General features: G+C 70.0%; 20 protein-coding genes. 10 read left to right on the top strand and 10 right to left on the bottom strand.

Annotated features, from left to right (window positions below; translation table 11 throughout):
* Positions 1-8 precede the first annotated feature (8 nt).
* The 3 genes from fdhD to glp are packed head-to-tail and all read right to left on the bottom strand — an operon-like array spanning position 9 to position 2,634.
* Positions 9-893, bottom strand: a complete 885-nt coding sequence (fdhD, locus tag VFZ09_RS33585; protein ID WP_329731815.1) for a formate dehydrogenase accessory sulfurtransferase FdhD — start codon at positions 891-893, stop codon at positions 9-11.
* Positions 890-1,393: a molybdopterin-guanine dinucleotide biosynthesis protein B gene (mobB, locus tag VFZ09_RS33590; protein ID WP_329731816.1), complete on the bottom strand. Its 504-nt coding sequence runs from the start codon at positions 1,391-1,393 to the stop codon at positions 890-892. Before mobB ends, fdhD begins: the two co-directional genes overlap by 4 nt.
* Positions 1,393-2,634, bottom strand: coding sequence for a gephyrin-like molybdotransferase Glp (gene glp / locus VFZ09_RS33595; protein ID WP_329731817.1), 1,242 nt, complete (start codon positions 2,632-2,634; stop codon positions 1,393-1,395). The genes mobB and glp overlap by 1 nt, the downstream gene beginning before the upstream one ends.
* A gap of 109 nt (positions 2,635-2,743) precedes the next feature.
* On the opposite strand from glp, the gene mobA reads away from it, so the two are divergent.
* Positions 2,744-3,433, top strand: a complete 690-nt coding sequence (gene mobA, locus VFZ09_RS33600; RefSeq protein WP_329731818.1) for a molybdenum cofactor guanylyltransferase — start codon at positions 2,744-2,746, stop codon at positions 3,431-3,433.
* A gap of 238 nt (positions 3,434-3,671) precedes the next feature.
* On the top strand, positions 3,672-4,469 hold the full coding sequence (gene ygiD / locus VFZ09_RS33605; RefSeq protein WP_329731819.1) for a 4,5-DOPA dioxygenase extradiol: 798 nt from the start codon (positions 3,672-3,674) through the stop codon (positions 4,467-4,469).
* Position 4,470: 1 nt separating this feature from the next.
* On the opposite strand, the gene VFZ09_RS33610 is transcribed toward ygiD, so the two are convergent.
* Positions 4,471-5,259, bottom strand: coding sequence for a LysR family transcriptional regulator (locus tag VFZ09_RS33610; protein WP_414640776.1), 789 nt, complete (start codon positions 5,257-5,259; stop codon positions 4,471-4,473).
* A 191-nt stretch (positions 5,260-5,450) separates the two neighbouring features.
* On the opposite strand from VFZ09_RS33610, the gene VFZ09_RS33620 reads away from it, so the two are divergent.
* Entirely contained in the window at positions 5,451-6,233 is a 783-nt protein-coding gene (locus VFZ09_RS33620; protein WP_329731820.1) for a glucose 1-dehydrogenase, read from the top strand.
* Here the strand turns inward: VFZ09_RS33620 and VFZ09_RS33625 are convergent.
* From VFZ09_RS33625 to VFZ09_RS33635, 3 genes are all read right to left on the bottom strand, one after another.
* On the bottom strand, positions 6,230-7,288 hold the full coding sequence (locus VFZ09_RS33625; protein WP_329731821.1) for a hypothetical protein: 1,059 nt from the start codon (positions 7,286-7,288) through the stop codon (positions 6,230-6,232). The genes VFZ09_RS33620 and VFZ09_RS33625 overlap by 4 nt on opposite strands.
* A 114-nt stretch (positions 7,289-7,402) precedes the next feature.
* The gene (locus VFZ09_RS33630; protein ID WP_329731822.1) at positions 7,403-8,509 is read right to left on the bottom strand and encodes an acetyltransferase; all 1,107 of its coding nucleotides are present in this window, start codon (positions 8,507-8,509) and stop codon (positions 7,403-7,405) included.
* Between the two features lie 358 nt (positions 8,510-8,867).
* A complete protein-coding gene (locus VFZ09_RS33635) occupies positions 8,868-9,803 on the bottom strand; it encodes a peptidoglycan-binding protein (protein ID WP_329731823.1) in 936 nt (311 codons plus the stop codon).
* A gap of 178 nt (positions 9,804-9,981) precedes the next feature.
* Between VFZ09_RS33635 and VFZ09_RS33640 the strand changes: the two genes are divergently transcribed.
* Together VFZ09_RS33640 and VFZ09_RS33645 are read left to right on the top strand one after the other, a co-directional pair.
* Positions 9,982-10,509: a hypothetical protein gene (locus VFZ09_RS33640; RefSeq protein WP_329731824.1), complete on the top strand. Its 528-nt coding sequence runs from the start codon at positions 9,982-9,984 to the stop codon at positions 10,507-10,509.
* A 110-nt stretch (positions 10,510-10,619) separates the two neighbouring features.
* A complete protein-coding gene (locus tag VFZ09_RS33645) occupies positions 10,620-11,933 on the top strand; it encodes a hypothetical protein (RefSeq protein WP_329731825.1) in 1,314 nt (437 codons plus the stop codon).
* Between the two features lie 52 nt (positions 11,934-11,985).
* On the opposite strand, the gene VFZ09_RS33650 is transcribed toward VFZ09_RS33645, so the two are convergent.
* Both VFZ09_RS33650 and VFZ09_RS33655 read right to left on the bottom strand, forming a co-directional pair.
* Entirely contained in the window at positions 11,986-13,218 is a 1,233-nt protein-coding gene (locus VFZ09_RS33650; protein WP_329731826.1) for a hypothetical protein, read from the bottom strand.
* A gap of 155 nt (positions 13,219-13,373) precedes the next feature.
* Positions 13,374-14,093 (bottom strand): hypothetical protein, encoded by a 720-nt coding sequence (locus tag VFZ09_RS33655; RefSeq protein WP_329731827.1) that lies wholly within the window; start codon positions 14,091-14,093, stop codon positions 13,374-13,376.
* 142 nt (positions 14,094-14,235) lie between these two features.
* On the opposite strand from VFZ09_RS33655, the gene VFZ09_RS33660 reads away from it, so the two are divergent.
* Both VFZ09_RS33660 and VFZ09_RS33665 read left to right on the top strand, forming a co-directional pair.
* On the top strand, positions 14,236-14,853 hold the full coding sequence (locus VFZ09_RS33660; RefSeq protein WP_329731828.1) for a hypothetical protein: 618 nt from the start codon (positions 14,236-14,238) through the stop codon (positions 14,851-14,853).
* The gene (locus VFZ09_RS33665; protein WP_329731829.1) at positions 14,850-15,248 is read left to right on the top strand and encodes a hypothetical protein; all 399 of its coding nucleotides are present in this window, start codon (positions 14,850-14,852) and stop codon (positions 15,246-15,248) included. The genes VFZ09_RS33660 and VFZ09_RS33665 overlap by 4 nt, the downstream gene beginning before the upstream one ends.
* Before the next feature lie 18 nt (positions 15,249-15,266).
* Here VFZ09_RS33665 and VFZ09_RS33670 read toward each other — a convergent pair whose 3' ends face one another.
* Positions 15,267-17,201 (bottom strand): serine/threonine-protein kinase, encoded by a 1,935-nt coding sequence (locus tag VFZ09_RS33670; RefSeq protein WP_329731830.1) that lies wholly within the window; start codon positions 17,199-17,201, stop codon positions 15,267-15,269.
* Positions 17,202-17,417: 216 nt separating this feature from the next.
* Here VFZ09_RS33670 and VFZ09_RS33675 point away from each other — a divergent pair, with 216 nt between their 5' ends.
* The 3 genes from VFZ09_RS33675 to VFZ09_RS33685 all read left to right on the top strand — a co-directional run bounded on the left by VFZ09_RS33675 (position 17,418) and on the right by VFZ09_RS33685 (position 18,622).
* A complete protein-coding gene (locus VFZ09_RS33675; RefSeq protein ID WP_329731831.1) occupies positions 17,418-17,630 on the top strand; it encodes an SDR family NAD(P)-dependent oxidoreductase in 213 nt (70 codons plus the stop codon).
* Positions 17,631-17,894: 264 nt separating this feature from the next.
* Positions 17,895-18,221: a hypothetical protein gene (locus tag VFZ09_RS33680; RefSeq protein ID WP_329731832.1), complete on the top strand. Its 327-nt coding sequence runs from the start codon at positions 17,895-17,897 to the stop codon at positions 18,219-18,221.
* A 20-nt stretch (positions 18,222-18,241) separates the two neighbouring features.
* On the top strand, positions 18,242-18,622 hold the full coding sequence (locus tag VFZ09_RS33685; RefSeq protein ID WP_329731833.1) for a DUF4288 domain-containing protein: 381 nt from the start codon (positions 18,242-18,244) through the stop codon (positions 18,620-18,622).
* The last annotated feature ends 9 nt before the right edge of the window (positions 18,623-18,631 follow it).

Consider the following 18,631-nt stretch of genomic DNA (forward strand, 5'->3'; position numbering starts at 1 on the left):
CGCGGGGCTCAGCCCTCGCGGAGACGCTCGGGGTGGGAGTACACGTTGAATCGCCCGTTGCGCACGAAGGTGGCGAGCGTGATGCCCGCGCGTCCGGCCAGGTCGATGGCGAGCGAGCTCGCCGCGGAGACACTGGCCACGAAGGGGCACCGTGCCATGGCGGCCTTCTGGATGATCTCGAAGCTGACGCGTCCGCTGACCACGAGCACGGTGGGGCGCAGGGCGGCCGGTTGCGAGGCGCGCGCCGAGCGCAACCCGTGCTCGAGCACCAGCGCGCCCACCACCTTGTCCACGGCGTTGTGGCGGCCCACGTCCTCGAAGGCGGCGAGCACCGAGCCCCGTTCATCGAGCGCGGCGGCGGCATGGACTCCACCGGTGCGGGCGAAGTTGGGCTGAACGGAGCGCAGGTGCTCGGTGGCGTGGGCGAGCACGGAGGCGGGAAGCTCGGGGCCCGGGGGCACGGGGCTGCACGTGGCCATCAAGTCCTCCACGCTGCGTCGGCCGCACACGCCACAGGCCGCGGTGGTGAGCGTGCCGCGCTTCGTGGCACCCATGCGCTCCAGGTCGATGACGAGCCCGGGAGCGGGCGTCACCTCGACGATGTTGCCGTAGCCCTCCTCACCGGGCCTGCCGCAGTGGGCGAGGCCACCGAGGTCCTCGGCCGAGTGGATGAGACCCTCGGCGAAGAGGAAGCCGGTGACGAGGAACCGGTCCGCGCCCGGGGTGCGCATGGTGACGGCCACCGTGTCGCCGCTGATGCGGATGTCGAGCGGCTCCTCGAGGGCCACGGTGTCCTGCTCCTCGGGCGCGAGCCGGCCGTCCGCGGTGTAGCGCCGCACGGGCCGCCGGGTGACGCCGGGAGGCAGGGGGGCCGGGTGTCTGTCTTCGCTCATCGCGAGAGCACTCCATCGCGCAGGCACTGCTGGAGGAAGGAGGCAATCCCTTGCACGTCCTCCGAGCCGAAGCGTGTCATTCCCTCGGGCACCGGGGCCTCGCCCACCACGGCGAGCACATCCCGCCGCTCCGCCGCGAGCAGGGGCCCCAAGCCCTCGCGCCAGACCTCCAGCTTGGGCAGCGGCCCGTACTTCCATCCCTCGACGAGCACCAGGTCCACGGTGCCAGCGAAGCGCTCGAGCAGGGCCAGCACGTGCTCGGGAGGCTCGGGGAGGGAGAGCTGCACGCCGGCCGGGTTGGCGAAGGCGACGAAGGCGGCACCGGACTCGGCGTAGCGCGCGGTGTCACTGCCCGCGCGGTGGAGCGGATGCACATCGGACGAGTGCTTCACCACGCCGACACGCAGGCCGCGCTGGTGCAGCTCGGGCACGAGCCGGGTGAGGAGCGTCGTCTTCCCCGAGCCGGACCAGCCCACCACGGAGAGCGCGGGTGGACGCATCAGGGCACCCCGGGGAGGAAGCGGGGCCGGTCGAAGCGCTCGAAGTCCACCTTGTCCCCCACGGCGAAGTCGGCGCGGCCTGGAGGAAGAACGGCATACCCCTCGGCGCCGATGTTCTGCAGGTGCTGCCCGGCGCCCTGCGAGCGGATGCGGGCCCACACCTGCCCGTCCTCGCGCGTCTCCAGGGTGCCGCTGATGAGGTAGGTGAAACCGGCCTGCTTGTGGCGCGAGTCATCGAGCCGGACGCGCACACGCTGCCGCTCCTCGGAGACGCCCTGGAAGCGCAGGAGGAGAGGGCGGGCGAACTGATCGAAAGCGACGGTGGCGGCGCCGGGGTTGCCGGGGAGCACGACGACGGTGGTGGAGCCGAGCCGTGCGACGGCCACGGGCTTGCCGGGCTTGAGGGCCACGCCATCCACGAGGAACGAGGCACCGAGGCCGGCGAGGAGACTCTTCACGCGGTCCTTGTCGCCCACGGAGGCGCCGCCGGTGGTGACGAGCACGTCGGCGTCCTGGGAGAGCCGCCGCAGGGCCGAGCGCAACACCGCATCGTCATCGCGGGCGCGCTCCTGGGCGACGACGAGGGCACCGGCCTCGCGGGCCAGGGCGGCGACGAGGATGAGGTTGCTCTCGTACACCTGGTGGGGAAGGGCGGGAGCGCCGGGAGGCACGAGCTCATCCCCGGTGGCGAGCACGGCGACGCGGGGCAGGGGCCGCACGAGGACGTGGGAGTCACCCAGGGAGGCGAGCACACCGAGCATGGAGGCGTCGACGCGCTGACCGGCGTGGAGCAGGGGCGTACCGGCGAGGAGGTCCTCTCCGGTGGGGCGGATGTCCTTGCCGGGCGGGACGCCGACGCAGACATCGACGAGCCCCTCGGAGGGGATGACGGTGGCCTCCTGGCGGACGATGGCGTTGGAGCCCTCGGGGAGGGGAGCGCCGGTGAAGATGCGCGAGGCCTCGCCGGGCTGGAGGGAGCGCGAGGGCAGGTGGCCGGCGTAGACGGTGTCGACGACGCGCAGCCGGGCGGGGTGGTCGCGGTTGGAGCCGGAGGTGTCCTCGGCGCGGACGGCATAGCCATCCATGGCGGACACGGGGCAGCCGGGGAGGGAGCGCGAGGCGACGACCTCCTGGGCGAGGAATCGGCCGAGGGCGTCGAGGAGGGGGACGCGAGTAGGGGACGCGGGCTGAATCGCGTCGAGGGCGGCCGTCCGGGCGGTGGCGAGGGGGGAGAGGGACATGCGAGGAGACGTCGTCCGGAGAGCTTTAGCGCAAGGGAGGGGCGGGCGGGGGCTGGAGTGAAGGTAGCCTTCACCAGCGGACGGAGCACGGGGCGCGAGGAGGCCTGGCGTGAGCGATAGGGAACGAAGCGGGCCGGAATATGCGGACGTGACGCTGGCGGTGATCGCGGGCGGCAAGGGCGAGCGGTTGGGCGGAGTGGCCAAGGGCCTGCTGGAGCTTGAGGGCCGGACGGTGCTGGAGCGGGTGTTGGAGCTGGGGCGGCTGTGTGGGGACGTGCTGCTGGGGACGAACGAGCCAGGACCCTACGAGCGCTTCCACCTGCGGACGGTGGGGGACGTGGTGCGGGGGCGAGGCGCACCGGGAGGGGTGCACGCGGCGCTGGTGGGGGCGAGGACGGAGTGGGTGCTGGCGGTGGCGTGCGACATGCCCTTCGTGTCGGAGGCGGCGGTGCGGGTGCTGCTGGACGCACGATCGCCCGAGGTGGACGCCGTATGTTTCACAGTGGGAGGCCGGGTGGAGCCATTGCTGGCCCTGTACCGGCGGACCCTGTCGGACGAGTGGGGCGAGGCGCTGAAGAAGGAAGAGCCCTCCTTGCGAGCCCTGCTCTCCCGCTGCCGGACGAAGCATCTCCCCGAGGAGGCTCTGAGAGCCGTGGACGCGGAGCTCCGAGCGGTGGTGAGCGTGAACACGCCCGAGGACCTCGCCCGTCACGGTGTCTCACGTCCCCCCAGTCCCCCAGGTCCCCCTGCCAACACCCCGCCCAATCTCCCCTCGCCCCCCGGGAGAGGGACGGGGTGAGGGTGCCCGGATCCCGGGTTGAATCCCCGCACTGTTCCACCGGGGGAACAGTGATTTGCCCGAAGACCCTCTAGTGGAACAGGGCCGCGCGGCGCATGCTTTCCCCATGTCTTCATCCCGACCGGACCGGCGAACCCTGCTCAAGGCCGCTGTGTTCGGCGTGGCCTCGTCTCTGCCGCTGGTGGGCTGCCGCGATTCAGCCCGTACGGCGCGTCCGTCCCAGGAGGGAACCTCCGCCATGACCACCGCTACCCCCGAGCCCCGCCTGCCGGTGCTCTTCATCGGGCACGGCTCGCCGATGAACGCCATCGAGGAGAACACCTGGACGCAGGGCTTCCGCTCGCTCGCCCGGCAGCTGCCGAAGCCCAAGGCGATCCTCGCCATCTCCGCGCACTGGTTCCTGCCCGGCACCTTCCTCACGGGGAACGAGCGTCCGCCCACCCTCCACGACTTCGGCGGCTTCCCCCGAGCCCTCTACGAGATGCAGTACCCGGCGCCCGGCAGCCAGGAGCTCGCGAAGCGCGTGGTGCAACTGCTCGGGCCCTCGCGAGCCTCCGTGCAGGACGACTGGGGCCTGGACCACGGCACCTGGACGGTTCTCCACCACCTGCGGCCCGAGGCGGACGTTCCGGTGGTGCAACTGAGCATCGACGCGCGGCTGGCCCCCTCCGAGCACTTCGCACTCGGCCGTGCGCTCGCGGGACTGCGGGACGAGGGTGTGCTGGTGATGGGGAGCGGCAACGTGACGCACAACCTGCGCCACGCCTTCACGAGCCTGCGCTCGGGAGACACCACCACCCCGGCGTGGGCCGAGCGCTTCGACCAGGAGGTGGCCCGAGCCCTGGAGCAGCGCGACGGAGCCTTCCTGGCGCGCGTCATCGAGACGGAGGCGGGCCGGATGTCGCACCCGAGCATCGACCACTACCTCCCGCTGCTGTACGCGGCGGGGGCCGCGGGTGACGGCGGCACGGTGCGCTTCCCGGTGAGCGGCTTCGATCTCGGCTCGCTGTCGATGCGCTCGGTGCTCTACAGCTGACTCATCCGCCGGAGGACGCGGCGGACAGAGGCCGTCCCTTGAGGAACTCGAGCAGGAAGTCACGGAAGGCGGAGACCTTCCGGGGGACGTGCTGGGTGCGCGGGTACAGCATGACGAGCGACGTGGACGGCTGCGCATAGCGGGGCAGCACGCGGACGAGCTGCCCGGACGTCACATCCGCCTGGGCGAGGAACGTGGGGAGGACGGCGATACCCGCGCCGGCCTTCGCCGCCTCGCGCAGGAAGAGCATGTCATCGCCGAGCACGCGCGCCTGCTTCTCCGGCAGGCCCAGCTCGCGCAGGTACTTGAGCCCTCGGAACACGACGAGATCATGCTGCGCCAGGTCCTCGGGCGTGCGAGGCGTTCCGCGCCGGGCGAGGTACGTGGGCGAGGCGAAGAGCTGCACGTCGAGCACCCCGAGCCGCCGCACCATCAACGAGGAATCCGCCAGCTTCGCGCCCGAGGCGCGCAGCGCGAGATCGAACCCCTCGGCGACCAGGTCCACGTTGCGGTTGGTGAGGCGGCAGTCGACGCGCACGGAGGGGTAGCGCGCGGTGAAGCGGGCGACGACCTCGGGCAGGAAGGTGGCGCCCATGTCATGGGGCGCGGTGAGGCGCAGCTCGCCGGACGGGGCCTCCTCGCGCTCGGGCAGGGTGCCGACGGCTTCCTTCAGGGAGGCGAGCAGGGGCGCGGCGCGCTCGTACAGCGCGGAGCCGGCGGTGCTCAACGACACGTGGCGGGTGGTGCGGTGGAGCAACCGCGTGCCCACCGAGTCCTCGAGGCTCGCCACGCCCCGGCTCACGGAGGACTTGGGCAGCCCGAGCCTGCGGGCCGCTTCCGAGAAGCGGGGTTTTCACCCGAAGTGGGAAAAACTCCAGTCCTTCTCGAAAATTACACAGTCGGAAAGGCCAGCAAGTCGAGTAACGTGCGTTCCCACCCAGGTGTCCCTCCGGGTGGAGAGGACGAGGTGGTGCGGCCGCTATGAGTCGATTGAAGGACAAGGTGGCCCTCGTGACGGGGGCGGCTTCGGGAATCGGGCGTGCCACGGCGCTGATGTTCGGGCGGGAGGGCGCGAGGGTGGTGGTGACGGACATCTCGCCGGCGGGCGAGCAGGTGGCGCAGGACATTCGCGCGGCCGGAGGGCTGGCCTTCTTCGCGGTGCATGACGTCACGGACGAAGTCACCTGGCAGAAGGTGATGGCGCGCACGCTGGACGTGTATGGCCGGCTGGACGTGCTGGTGAACAACGCGGGCATCGCCATCTCGCGCTCGGTGGCGGAGATGAGCATGGCCGAGTGGCGCGAGCAGATGGCGGTGAACCTGGACGCCGTCTTCCTGGGCACCAAGTACGCGGTGCGCACCATGCGGCTGGGCAAGCGCGGGGGCTCCATCGTCAACGTGGCCTCGGTGTCGGGACTCGTGGGCAGTCCCGGGACTGCGGCCTACTCGGCGAGCAAGGGCGGGGTGCGCATGTTGAGCAAGGCGGTGGCCATGGAGTGCGCGCCGGATGGCATCCGCGTCAACTCGGTGTTCCCGGGCGGGGTGCGCACGCCCATCTGGCAGAACGCGGACTGGTGGGACGGCTTCGTCCAGCAGGTGGGCAGCGAGGAGGACGCCTGGAAGCGGCTCGAGGGCGCCGCGCCGCTGGGCCGCATGGGCGAGCCCGAGGACATCGCCGAGGCCATCCTCTACCTGGCCTCGGACGCCTCGCGCTACGTCACCGGCGCGGAGCTCGTGGTGGACGGCGGCTACACCGCGCGCTAGTTGCGGCCCCACTGCCGGGGGCGGGTGAAGCGGAAGAAGCCGCTCTGCTCCTCCTCGGCCACCGTCTGCGCCTCGTCGGCGAAGTAGCGCGCGCGCAGCTCCGTCAGCCGCGCCTCCAGCTCCGGCCCCGAGTACTGCTGGGCCAGCGCCTCGCGCTCGGACATGTACTGGCTTCCCAGCTCCCAGCGCGCATCGCGCGCCCGGTCCAGCTCCTCCCAGCGCTGCAGCGCCTGCTCGTCCAGGCCCATCTCCTGGCGGATGGTGCGCAGGTTCTTCGCGCGCTGCTCCGGCTGCATCGCCGCCAGGTCCTTCTGCACCGAGCCCAGGTCCAGGAAGTGGTTCATCAGCTCCTGCTGGTGGGCCTGCACGTAGGCCTGCGATTTCTCTCCGTACGTCTTCTCCAGGCTCTGCTTGTACTGCGCCATCCGGTCGCTCACGCTCGCGCCGGGCAGCGCGTCGATGCTCTTGAGCGCATCCGCCACGGCGGTGTTGCGCAGCTCGGCGGCCCAGATCTTCTCCGCCACGTCCTTGCCGAACAGCCGGTTGCGCTCCTCCCAGATGGCGGCGCGGCGCTCGGCCTCCGGCTTGTCCTTGAGCTCGGCGTGGTGCTCCTTCACCCACGACTCGTAGTCCAGGCGCTGGCGCAGCCGCTGGACGAGCTCGTCATACAGCTCGGGGAAGGCCTGCTTGAGGACGGCGAGCAGGTCCGCCTCCCAGCCGGTGGGGTTGAGCTTCTGGAAGTGGCGCATGAGCTGCTCGAGCATGCGCATCTGCGTGTGCGGGTCGCGGATGCGGGCGCCGTAGCGCGAGCGCAGGTAGGAGACGATGTCCTTCTCCGGCCGCTCCAGGCCGTCCTCGCGCTGCTGCTCCTCCGAGAGGGGGCCCGGCGTCTGGTCCACGCGGACCTGGGCGCCCGGGGCCACCGGGGCGGGGGCGCGCGCCGTGGCCGGCTCGGAGGACGGGCCGGAGCCGGGACGCCCCTTGAAGACGAGCAGGGCGGAGCCGGCGAGGAGCAACACGAATGCCAGCAACAGCGGAGCCTTCCGACGGTTCATGGGCGGCTTCATCTCGGAGTGGGGGGGGCGGAAGCGGGAGAAGGCTACCCCCGGAAGGCCCTCGCGCGCGATGGGGGGGCCCTCCGGGGGGGACAGCGGGACAGCGGGGACGGCTCAGTCGAAGTAGGCGATGTAGTCGATGATGGCGGCGTAGAACTCGGGCTCATCGAAGGTGTCGGGGCCCACGCCGATGACGTCCAGGTGGTCCTGGGTGATGACGCTCGAGGTGGAGGTCATCTGCGAGGAGGCGCTGGGCGTGTTGATGTTGCCCATGTACGGCACGTTGGCGTCGGTGCCCACGTAGTCGAAGCCCAGCGCGTACTCGGTGTACTTCAGCCGGTAGCCCATCTGCTGCGAGTTGATGCCCACCACGCCGTCGTCATCCGACTCGTTGGCGATGCCGTCGCCCTTGCCGGCGGCGCCGTCGTTGTCGCAGTCCTCCAGGCAGTAGCCGTCGCCGTCGATATCGAAGATGAACTCGTTGAGCAGCCAGAGCGCGGGGTTCACGTTGACGCCGTTCTGCGCGGTGATGAGCGACACGTAGCGCGAGGCGTAGCGCGCGTCGATGGGGTTGTTGACGTTGAAGGTCTTGGCGCCGGTGGTGAGGCCGTCGGTGGAGCTGTAGTCGTTGTAGACGAGCTGCTTGGCGCCGGCGAAGGCGTCATTGCCCGGCTGGTAGACGACGTTGCCGAAGAACTCGGCCAGGGCGGAGACGACGCTGGTGACGCCGGGCTTCAGGTCGAGGATGTACTTGGCCACGGGCGAGCCGCGGTGGGGCGAGGACACGCTGACGAGCACGCTCACCACGGTGTAGCCCTTGCGGGTGTAGAGCACCTTGGCCGCCTTGCGCGCGTCCATGCCGCCCTGCGAGTGGCCGATGAGGTTCACCCGCGTGGCGCCCGAGCTGGCCATGTACCCCTCGATGTCGTTGGCCAGGTCCAGGCCACGCACCTCGGAGTTCTGGAAGGGCTGCACCTGGCCCACGAAGCTCTTCTGGCCGCTGGCGAGGTCCTCGTTGCAGGGCACCTCGAAGAGGCCGCAGGTGTCGCCGACGAACATGCCGTAGTCGTCGCCCCAGTAGTCGTAGCCGAGGATGTCATCGAAGCCGGCCATGCCGTGGGCGAACACCACGGGGTAGGTCGTCTTCGCGGCACCGGCGTGCGCCTGGGTGGTCAGCCCGAGCGCGCACAGCGCCATCACGAGGGTGTGCAGCTTCTTCATGGGGACTCCTTGGGGTGTCCCTGCCGGGGGCCCGGTCAGGGCAGTGGGGGTGTGGCTCACCTCCCCCAGCAATCCTCGCGCCAGACCCGTTGCGTCATCGATGCGGGGACGACGCATTGCGTTATGTAGGAGGAGTGGAGCATTGATGCTCCAGTCAACCACGCGCTCCCCGCGCCCGAGGGGGCTCCCGGAAGCCAAGAATCCAGGAGTCTTCAGGGGTTATACGTAGACTCCCTCCACTGTCCTGAATGAGGACAGGAAATGACGTGTTTTCGGACAGAAAAACGAAAACCCCCGCGCCTCGGGGAGAGGGGCGGGGGTCCGTGGGGGGGGGCGGTTCAGAGGGTGCCCGCCGGCATCATGGCCGGTACTCCCAGTGCCAGGGCTCGGAGGGGACGGTGCGGGCGAAGCCGAAGCGGCTCGCGTTGTTGGCCAGCCACTTATAGGTGGAGGTGCCGGTGCCGCCCACGTTGATGTCGAGGGCGATGCCGCCCTGGTGGTTGGAGTAGCCGGGCCTGGCGGCGAGGTTGCCGGTGCCGTTGAGGTACTTCTGGTAGAGGACGCGCTGCTCCTCCATGGAGCGGAAGGCGCTGTTGACGTGGAGGTTGATGCCGGCGGCCTGGGCGGCGGCGTGCATGCGGTTGAAGGCGGCGGCGGCGTCCGAGCGCATCTCCTTGCCACCGGCGATGGGGGACACGGTGATGTCGCGGGGCACGCCGTTGACGTAGCCCTTCACGGCGCGGCCGCCACCGGTGCCCGGGGTGGTGACGGGGCCGGACACCTTGATGCCGAGCTTGTCCCACGTCTTGGGGCCGACGACGCCATCGGCGGTGAGGCCCTTGGCCTTCTGGAAGGCCTTCACGGCGGCCTCGGTCCTGGGGCCGAAGGAGCCATCGGCGGTGCCGGCGTTGAAGCCGAGCTGGTTGAGGCGGTTCTGCAGGGCGCGGACGGGCTCACCGCGGGCGCCCTCGCGCAGGGTGGGGCCGGAGCCGCCGGAGGAGGCGGGGGTGGAGGGCTTGGGGGCGGTGGCCTTGTCGAGGGCGCTCCACGTCTTGGGGCCCACGACACCATCGGCCTCGAGGCCCTTGGCCTTCTGGAAGGCCTTCACGGCGGCGAGCGTCTTGGGGCCGAAGGAGCCATCGGCGGCGCCGGGGTTGAAGCCCGCGGCCTGGAGCTTGTTCTGGAGGGAGGTCACCGCGGGGCCGCTCGCGTTGAGGCGGAGCGTGGGGGGGGCGGCGAGCGCGGTGGTGGCGCGGGGGGCGAGCGCGGCGGAGGAGCGGGCGATGGCGACCATGGCGGGGGGGCTCGGGGGGTCGAAGGGGAAAACCTGCTCCTATTTTCGTAGGTGCCAGGAAGAAGTTTCCTCACACGTGTCGATGGGGGTGATCCACGAGGGGAGAGGAAAGCGCTGCCACGCGGGGCCGAGGGCCGGTACGCTGGAGGGGCTCGGGTTCCGGGAGGGGAACGTGGCGATGAGGATGAGACTCGACACGCTGGCGGGGGAGACGTTCCTCCGGCTGGAGGATGGGGTGGCGCACCAGGAGGACGGGCCGAGGCTCGCGCTGGTGACGCGAGGGGAGGAGCTGGCGCGGCTGTTGGAGGGGGCGATGGCGTGCTCCTTCTCGCACGAGGTGCCGGAGCGTGCGGAGGAGAGCGCGGTGGTGGAGCGCTTCCTGAGGGACTGCTCGGAGTACAGCGACGTGCACGGGCTGCCGGACGCGTTGCGCGAGGAGATGGAGGAGCACTTCGCGCAGCTGTTGGACGCGCTGTGGAAGCTGGACTGGCTGGTGTTCGGCGAGGCGCGGGAGACGACGCTGGTGCCGGGGGAAGACCCTGTGCGGGGGCGGGCGGTGACGCTGTGCCTGGCGCGCTACGACAGCCCGTCGGTGCAGCTGGGGGCGAAGCTGCGCCGGTACGTGGAGAGCTTCAAGGAAGCGGTGGTGCGCATCGAGGGCCGCGGGGACGCCAACGAGGGCGGCGCCGGCAATCTGTTGCACTGATGCACACTTCCCGAGCAGTGCCTGTCCACTTGTGATGACTGACGAAGCATGGAGGCCCCGAGGCGAAGGCGTCTGGAGACAATCCGCGCCCCTTGAGGAGGAGACCCACCATGCGTCGAAGGTTCGGAGCGAGCGCGCTCCTGATGTTGGCCGTCCTCACGTCCTGTGACGACGAGCCGAAACCCCAGCCCGAGGCCATCACGTGGCACAAGGACGTGGGGCCACTGGTGCAGCAGAAGTGCGGCGGGTGCCATGTGGAGGGAGGCATCGGGCCCATGGCGTTCCAGACGTACGCGGACGCCCACGCGCAGCGCGAGGCCATCAAGGCCTCGGTGCAGTCGCGCCACATGCCGCCGTGGCCGCCGTCGAACGAGTGCGCGCGGTACGTGGAGGACCGCTCGCTGAGCGACGAGCAGCTCGCGCTCATCACGCGCTGGGTGGACGCGGGCGGTCCCGAGGGCAACCCGGCCGATGCGCCCGGCACGCCCGCTCCCCCACCGGGAGGACTGTCCCGCGTGGATGCCACGCTTCAGATGCCCACCGAGTACACGCCGAGGCAGTCACCGGATGACTACCGCTGCTTCATCCTCGACTGGCCGTACGCGGACACGCGCTACGTGACGGGCTTCCGCGCGAACCCGGGCAACATGGGCATCGTCCACCACGTCATCGCGTTCCTCGCGCTGCCCTCGCAGGTGGCGCAGGCGCAGGCGCTCGACGACCAGGAGGAGGGGCCGGGCTACACCTGCTTCGGAGGGCCGGGGCTGAACGGGGGCCAGGTCGCGTGGCTCGGCTCGTGGGCGCCGGGGAGCCCGGGCATGGACTACCCGGCGGGCACGGGCCTGCTCGTGCAGGGCGGCTCCAAGGTCATCCTCCAGGTGCACTACAACACGGGCCACGGGCTCCACGCCGAGCCCGCGGGAGGGCCGGACAGGACCTCGGTGTCCTTCAAGGTGGACTCCCGCGTGGACAAGGTGGCCTTCGTGCAGCCCTGGGCGAACCCCGAGTGGATCACCCGCAAGACGATGAACATCCCCGCGGGCCAGGCGGACGTGGTGCACGACTGGGCGTTCGATCCGACGAGCATCGCGGATCAGCTCACGGGAGGCCTCTTCCGGAAGAACGAGCCGCTCACGGTGCACTCCGTGGCGCTGCACATGCACACGCTGGGGACGAGCACGCGGCTGGAGATTCAACGCCAGACGGCGGGCCGCGAGTGCCTGCTCGACATTCCGCGCTGGGACTTCCACTGGCAGGCGAGCTACACGCTGACGCGGTCGCGGGTGATTCAGCCGGGGGACACGCTGCGGCTGGAGTGCCACTGGAACAACAGCGCGCCGGGAGCGGCGGAGGCCAACTGGGGCGAGGGCACGGGGGACGAGATGTGCCTGGGCCTCTTCTACATGACGCAGGAGGGGCAGTAGGGCGGAGGCGGTGACACGAGCGGCACCGCCTCCGCCCCGGTACCACGGACTGCTACAGCCAGCAGGCGTCGGGGCTGTCACCGGTGCGGGTGGTGAGGCCCTTGGACAGCTTCTGGAACTCGTGCCACGGCTCCCACTTGGAGGGGTAGTGCGTGGAGCCATTCCAGTCATTGCGGAGGCCGAAGTCGCCCGAGCCGTCCGAGTGGTTGCGGTACGCGTACCAGAGCGCGGAGTCCACCACGCCCGAGTCGCCGAAGGCCTCGGCGGAGATGCGCATGGCCTCGGCGACCTCGGCCTCGGTGCGCACGGCGTTGTCGGGCCCGGTGACGGAGCCGCGCTCCTGGAAGCCGAACTCCGTCACGAAGAGGCGGGTGTTGGTGACGCCGGTGGCGGAGTTGAGCTTGCTCTGCACCGTCTGCAGGCCGGTGCGCAGCGTGTACTTGTACCCGGAGGTGGAGGTGCCGAAGCACGCCGAGCCGCCTCCGTTGTTGAGGCAGTTCCAGTCGTAGCTGTACGGGTTGTAGGGGTGGATGCCGAAAGAGTCCCAGGGCGGGTTGCCCTTGTAGGCGGTGAGCGCGCCCGAGCTGAACAGCCCCGTCCAGAAGGACTCGGTGGTGTACGTGTTGAGGATGCCGCCGGAGATGATGAGCTCGGAGCGGCCGTTGGCCTGCTTCCACTCCTTCACGCGGCGCACCGTCCAGGCGAAGGTGTTGGGCTCCACGCGGAAGGGCGTCCTGCCATCGGGGCACGGCTCGGCGATGTTGGGCTCGTTCATCACCTCGATGGCGTCGGCCTTGGTGGACCAGCCATTCACGGTGGTGTTGAAGACGTTGAAGGTCCACCCGCTCACCTTGTGGGTGAGGTAGTCGTTGATGTACGCGTCCCGCGAGGCGCCGCTGTTGGGGTCCCCGCAGAACTGCGGGTGCGTGTACAGCACGATGACCTTGAGGCCGTTGGCGTGCGCGTCGGCGACGAGCTGCTGGTACGTGGTGGTGGAGACGTTCGGCCAGGCGGCCTCGATGCGCAGCCATTTCGCGTTGAGCTGCTTCATCTCGCAGAAGAACTTCGCGCGCGAGGCGGCGTCACTCAGGGGCTGGGGGCCCGCGTTGTAGATGCCGCCCGTCACCACGCCATAGCGGTTGGCGCCGAGGATGACGGGGGACTGCCGCGTGCCCGTCTCGGGCGCGGCGGTGGGCTCGGACTCGAGGCCCCCACCGCAGGCGGCGAGCAGGGGCAGCAAGGCGAGGGCGCGCGCACCGCGGCGCTTCGCGGACGGGGGGAGCATGGAATTCCTTCCGGAGGGAGACGCCCGGAACCTATCCGGTAGTTTCCGGAATTCCACGTTCAAGTCAATGCACCGCGATGTTTCGCAATGCTTTGTCTGGCAAGCGACGGGGTCCGTGACGGGCGGGTGGGGGGTCCGTCACGGAGGGGGAGCGGTCAGCGGGCCTGGAGGTGCCTGGCGTAGAGGGACTCGAGGGACTGGAAGTAGCCGCGCTCTTCCCACATGGCGGCGGCGAGCCGCTCGGCGAGGGAGGCGACTTCCTGCTCCTCGCCCTCGAGGGGCGTGCGGGGAGCGCCGTTCCACGTCTCGAGGGCCTTGGAGAGCTCGGAGAGGAGGAGGCGGCTGCCGGCGAAGAGACGGCGCAGGGCCTGGTTGACGGGGCGGGCGTCCAACTCCTTGCAGGCGGCGTCGATGGCGGCGTGGACGCGGCGGGGGACGTCCTCGGTGGCGAGGGTGGCCGCGTCGAGGTCTCCCCGCTCGAGGGCGTGCTGGAGGAGGTAGCCGTGGTGGAGGGAGACGGAGGCCATGTCCACGCAGTCCTTCACCCAGAGGGCGGTGGCCATGCGCCTGTAGGCCTTGCGCCAGGTGAGGCGCAGGGAGAAGAGGGCCATCTTGCTGGCGAGCTGCTGGAGGCGGCTGCCCTCGCGGGGGTGGAGGCCGGCGAGCACGGTGATGGTGCGCTCCGGAGGGGAGAAGGAGCGCTCGCGGAGGATGGTGCGGACCATGCCCTCGCGGACGCGGCGCAGGGCGTACTCGTCGAGGAAGGGGACGGGGATGAGGGGGGTGAGGCCGGAGGCCACGGCGTACAGCGCCACACGCTGCACCTGCGGGGACACGGCGGAGGGCTGCGGCTCGGAGCCGGATGTCGAGGACATAGGTGGAGTCAGCGGGGAATTAGCACGGACGGGCGCGCGCCGTGAGGCTTCCCACGCGCTGAGAGGACGCGAGCGTTACGTGATGGGCACCTCGCCACCGCGGCTGACTTGTCCTACATAGAGGGCCATCGTCGAGGGACTCATGCGTGCTCGCCTGTTTGGACTGCTCGTGCTGTGGGCCGCCACGGCCACCGCCTCCGCGCCGGTGACGTCGCATCCGGCAACACGGGTGCGGCAGCTCGTCGTGGCCCAGGCGTCCACGCAGCCTCTGCGGATTTCCCAGGCCGTGCTCCAGATGACGGACACGGTCCGGGCGCAGATGCTGGCGATGCTCGCCAGGGGAGACATCCAGAAGGCCATCGCGCTCTACCAGTTGGAGACGGGCCGGCAGACCCTTCCGCGGTGGCTTCAACTCCTCGAGCTCGCCTTCACCGCCGAGAACCGCAGGCCAGGACCCTGCCTCGAAGTGGCCCGGCGCATCTTCACGGCGTTCCAACAACTCGGCGGCAAGCCCGAGTTCATCCGGTTCACGCCACATGGTTCGAGATATCTCGCCTTCGAGATGCGCGCGGGTGAGCCACGCAGCACGGTTCAGCTCTCGGACTTGGGCCTGCACGTCGCTGTACGTCTGCAGAACAAGATCTACGATGCCTTCACCGGGCCACAGGGGCTGCCGGAGGACGAGTACATTCGCCGCCTCGTGACGGAAGAGGGAATGAAGATCTCCTCCGCGGTACTGAACAGCCTGGACGAACCATGACCCGTGGCCCGGAAACCGTCGTCAAGGTCGTGCCGCTTCCCGAGGAGTGGCGCGGGCGTTTCGTCTCCCTCATCGACGTCCTGCTGCGCGTCCGGTCCGAGCATGCGCGCGGCAGGCCCTTGTGGGTCTTCTTCGGGGGAATGGAGACGACCCAGGCCGTGGCCGCTTTCGAGACCGGCTATCGGGCCTGCTGCCGGTACCAGGGCATGGAGGACCCCTGGTACGAGGCATTCAATGGCTGGCTCTTCAAACGGGAGCTCTCCACGGAGGGCTGGCATAAGCGGTACCTCGCTGAATGCGGGGGAGACCACCTGAAGGCCATCCAGCGGTACCTGGACACCGTGGCCGAGTTCGCCGTCCAGAACCCCACGCCTCCTGCTTCGGCCAACGGTTGAAGCACGGCCGGGCGAGCGTCAGGCGATGTTCACCTTGCCACCGGAGCCGGGGCCCGGACGTCCGGAGGTGCCCAGTGCCCGGCACACGGCGAGGTACTGCTTGTGCAACTCGAGCGACAGCGGGTCCAGGATGAGCGCCCGCTCATAGGCCTCGCGCGCGTGGGAGAGCAGCCCGGCCTGCTGGTGGGCCTGGGCCGTGGCGAGGTGCACCCGCAACGGCCCCTGCGCATGCGGCCGCCGGGTGAGGAAGTCCCGGCGCAGCTCCTCCAACTGCGTGGCGGTGAGCCCCGCGGCCAGACAGCGTGCCACGCCCTGGAAGTTGCCCCGCTCGGCGTCGTAGGCGGCCCGGCGCTGCGGCTGGCCGAGCGTCTCGGACGCCTTGCGCACCCGGTCCAGCACCAGCTCCACCTTGGCGCGCAGCGCGGGAGAGATGGGCCGCTCGCGCAACCGCTCCAGCGCACTGCACGCCCGGCGCGCACGCACCCGCAGCTCCTCGCACCCCGAGTCCGGCGGCAGCGCGAGGAAGACATAGAGGTCCTCCGTCCCGCGCTCGCGATACGGGGCGAGCACCTGCTCCACCTCGGCCTCGGCGGCCGGGTCCATCGGCGGGCGCAGCGTGTTGAGCGGCTGCCCCAACATCAGGTGCGCCACCGCCGCCTTGAATGACACGGACGGCTCCACGAACTGCACGCCGAAGCCGGCGGCCATGCCCCAGGCCTGTGCCTCCTCGGGTTGCACGTGCCGCACCACCTCGCACTCGCACGTGAGCTCCCCATCCGGGTGCTCCAGCGCCGCCACCACGCGGGAGAGCAGCGGCGGCAGGGCCTGGTCCGTGCACAGGAACATGCCTCCGCGCGTCAGGTCCGTGCACGTGAGCTGCTCGGCCGCGGCGCCGGGCCGCGCCGTCACCAGCACGGGCAGGGCCAGGGCGGGGCGCACGGCGAAGGGGCCCACGGGCGGGGGCGTGCGGGCGGGGCCGGCCGGCGAGCGCACCATGTCGAGCGCCACCTGGAGCGCGCCGCGCATCGCCGAGGCGCTCTGGAAACGGTCCCCGGGCTCCTTGGCGAGCGCGCGCAGGATGACGCTGGAGAGCGCGGGCGGCACGTCGGGGTACAACGAGGTGGGGGCGATGGGCTGCTTCGTCTGGTGGGCGAGCAGCAGCGCGGTGAGGGAGCGCTCGACGAAGGGCAGCCGCCCGGTGACGAGCTGGTAGGCGATGACCCCGAGGGCGTAGAGGTCGGCCCGGCCATCCAGGGCCTCGCCGCGCGACTGCTCCGGCGCCATGTAGTCGGCCGAGCCGATGATGGCGCCCTCCTGCGTGTCGGTGCCGCGCTCCTCGCTGTCGAGCAGCTTGGCGATGCCGAAGTCGAGCACCTTCACGAAGGCGGGGCCGTGGCCGCGCTGCAGCAGGAAGAGGTTCTCGGGCTTGAGGTCGCGGTGGACGATGCCTCGCGCGTGCGTGGCCTGCAGGGCGTCACACACCTGGGCGAGCAGGGCCACGGCGACCTCGGCGGGCACGGGCCCGCGGGAGAGCAGCGCGGAGAGTGGCTCACCCTCGAGGTACTCCATGACGAGGTAGGGCCGGGGCGGCGCGGGGTTGATGTCGATGATGTTGACGATGTTCTCGTGGCCGATGAGGTTGACGGCGCGGGCCTCCATGTGGAAGCGGCGCAGCACCTGGGGCGAGCTGGCCAGCCGTCCGTGCAGCACCTTGATGGCCACGCGGCTGCCGATGTCCACGTGCTCGCCGAGGTACACCGCGCCCATGCCCCCGTGGCCCAGCTTCCGGGTGAGCCGGAAGCTGCCGATGCTCGTCCCCAGCAGCGAGTCCGCTCCCGCCTCCCGGCGTTGCACCGAGGGCTCGAGGGTCGTGCGCAGATCGGCGGAGTTGTCGGGGCCTGCTTCGCTGGACATGGGACGGACGGCGCTGAAGGCGGAAAGGGATGGTCCCACGAAAACTCCCCCCCGGGACATCCCTCTCCACCTGGGTTGGAAACGTGGATGCCATTGTTCCCCACCCGCCCGTGTAGGCGCAGCGAGCCCGGCTGTAATGATTCATTCAGGGTGCAGGATTGTGCTCGCTAGCCGACAGTGGAGGGGGGGAGGGAAGGGACGGGAGAATGGGAGGTTGAGGTGGCGGACACTCACCGAAGGAAGAAGGGGAACGCGATGAAGGGACTCGAGGGCAAGGTGGCGTTGGTGACGGGGGGCAGCTCGGGGATCGGACTGGCGGCGGCGAGGGAGCTGGGGAGGGCGGGGGCGAAGGTGGCGCTGGTGGGCCGGGGCCGGGAGCGGGGCGAGGCGGCGGCGGGTGCTGAAGGAGGAGGGGCTGGAGGCGCTCTACGTGCAGGTGGACATGGGGAAGCACGGGATGCTGCATGATGACGGTGGACGGCGGAATCATGGCGGGGCTGTAGCGAAGGAGGGCGCCCGATGTGGATACGTCCGTTGCTGATGCTTTTCTGCTGCGTGCTTTGGCTTCAGGAGGGCTGCGCGGCGGCATCTGCACGCGAGGTATCCCTGGGGGTGCTCGTTCTCCCGGACCATGGTGGAAGTAATGGGCTTCTCCCGAGTCACCCTCCACGGCCGCACGGTCTCCATGCATGCCCGTCGGAGACCATGAGCTGCTATCCCGGATGCGCTGTCGTGGGTGACACCTACGCATGTGGGAAGACCCTCATCGAGCTTACGGGGGGGCTGGCTGGAGCCATTGAGGCTGTTGCTCTTTCCGAGAGCATGTCGCTGGAGGATTTCTGCGAGAAGTACGAGGTCCTTTGCGCGAAGGGCGGAAAGCAGAACATCGACAATGAGTACGTGCTTCAGGCCAGGGATCTACCCAAGGGAACGGATCCTTGCGCCTGGCTTCGGGACCTGCAGAAAGATGCCGCTGCACGTGGTGACACGGCAGAGGTGCGGAAGATAAAGCGGGCGCAGAAAGCGTTGGGGTGTCGTCCCAACGCCAACGACTTCTGACGGAGAAGGAGAAGGGCCCGATGGCATGGTACGCGGCCAGCGTCGTCATGTACTTCCAGCTCAAGGATGAGCCGCAGGACGACTTCTACATCTGGGAGAACGTCTACCTGATTGATGCGCCCGACAGCGCCGAGGCGCGGCGCAAGGCGGAGTACTTCGGCAGGCTGGAGGAAGGGGATGACGATGGCACCCTGACCTGGAACGGCAGACCGGCGAAACAGGTATATGGCGGCATCCGAAAGCTCCTGACCTGTGCCCCGTCTCTCACGAGCCGTACTGGGGACAGCGAGACGATCGAAGACGGCACGGAGGCCACCTTCTCCGCCTTCATGGTCTCCAGCCGGAAGGAGCTCGAGGCCTTCATCCGGGGGGAGTCCGTCCAGGTCACCTACGAAGAGTAGCGGGCGCCT

Origin of the sequence: Archangium sp. (genome assembly GCF_036277355.1) — a bacterium.
Classification (GTDB): Bacteria; Myxococcota; Myxococcia; order Myxococcales; family Myxococcaceae; genus Archangium.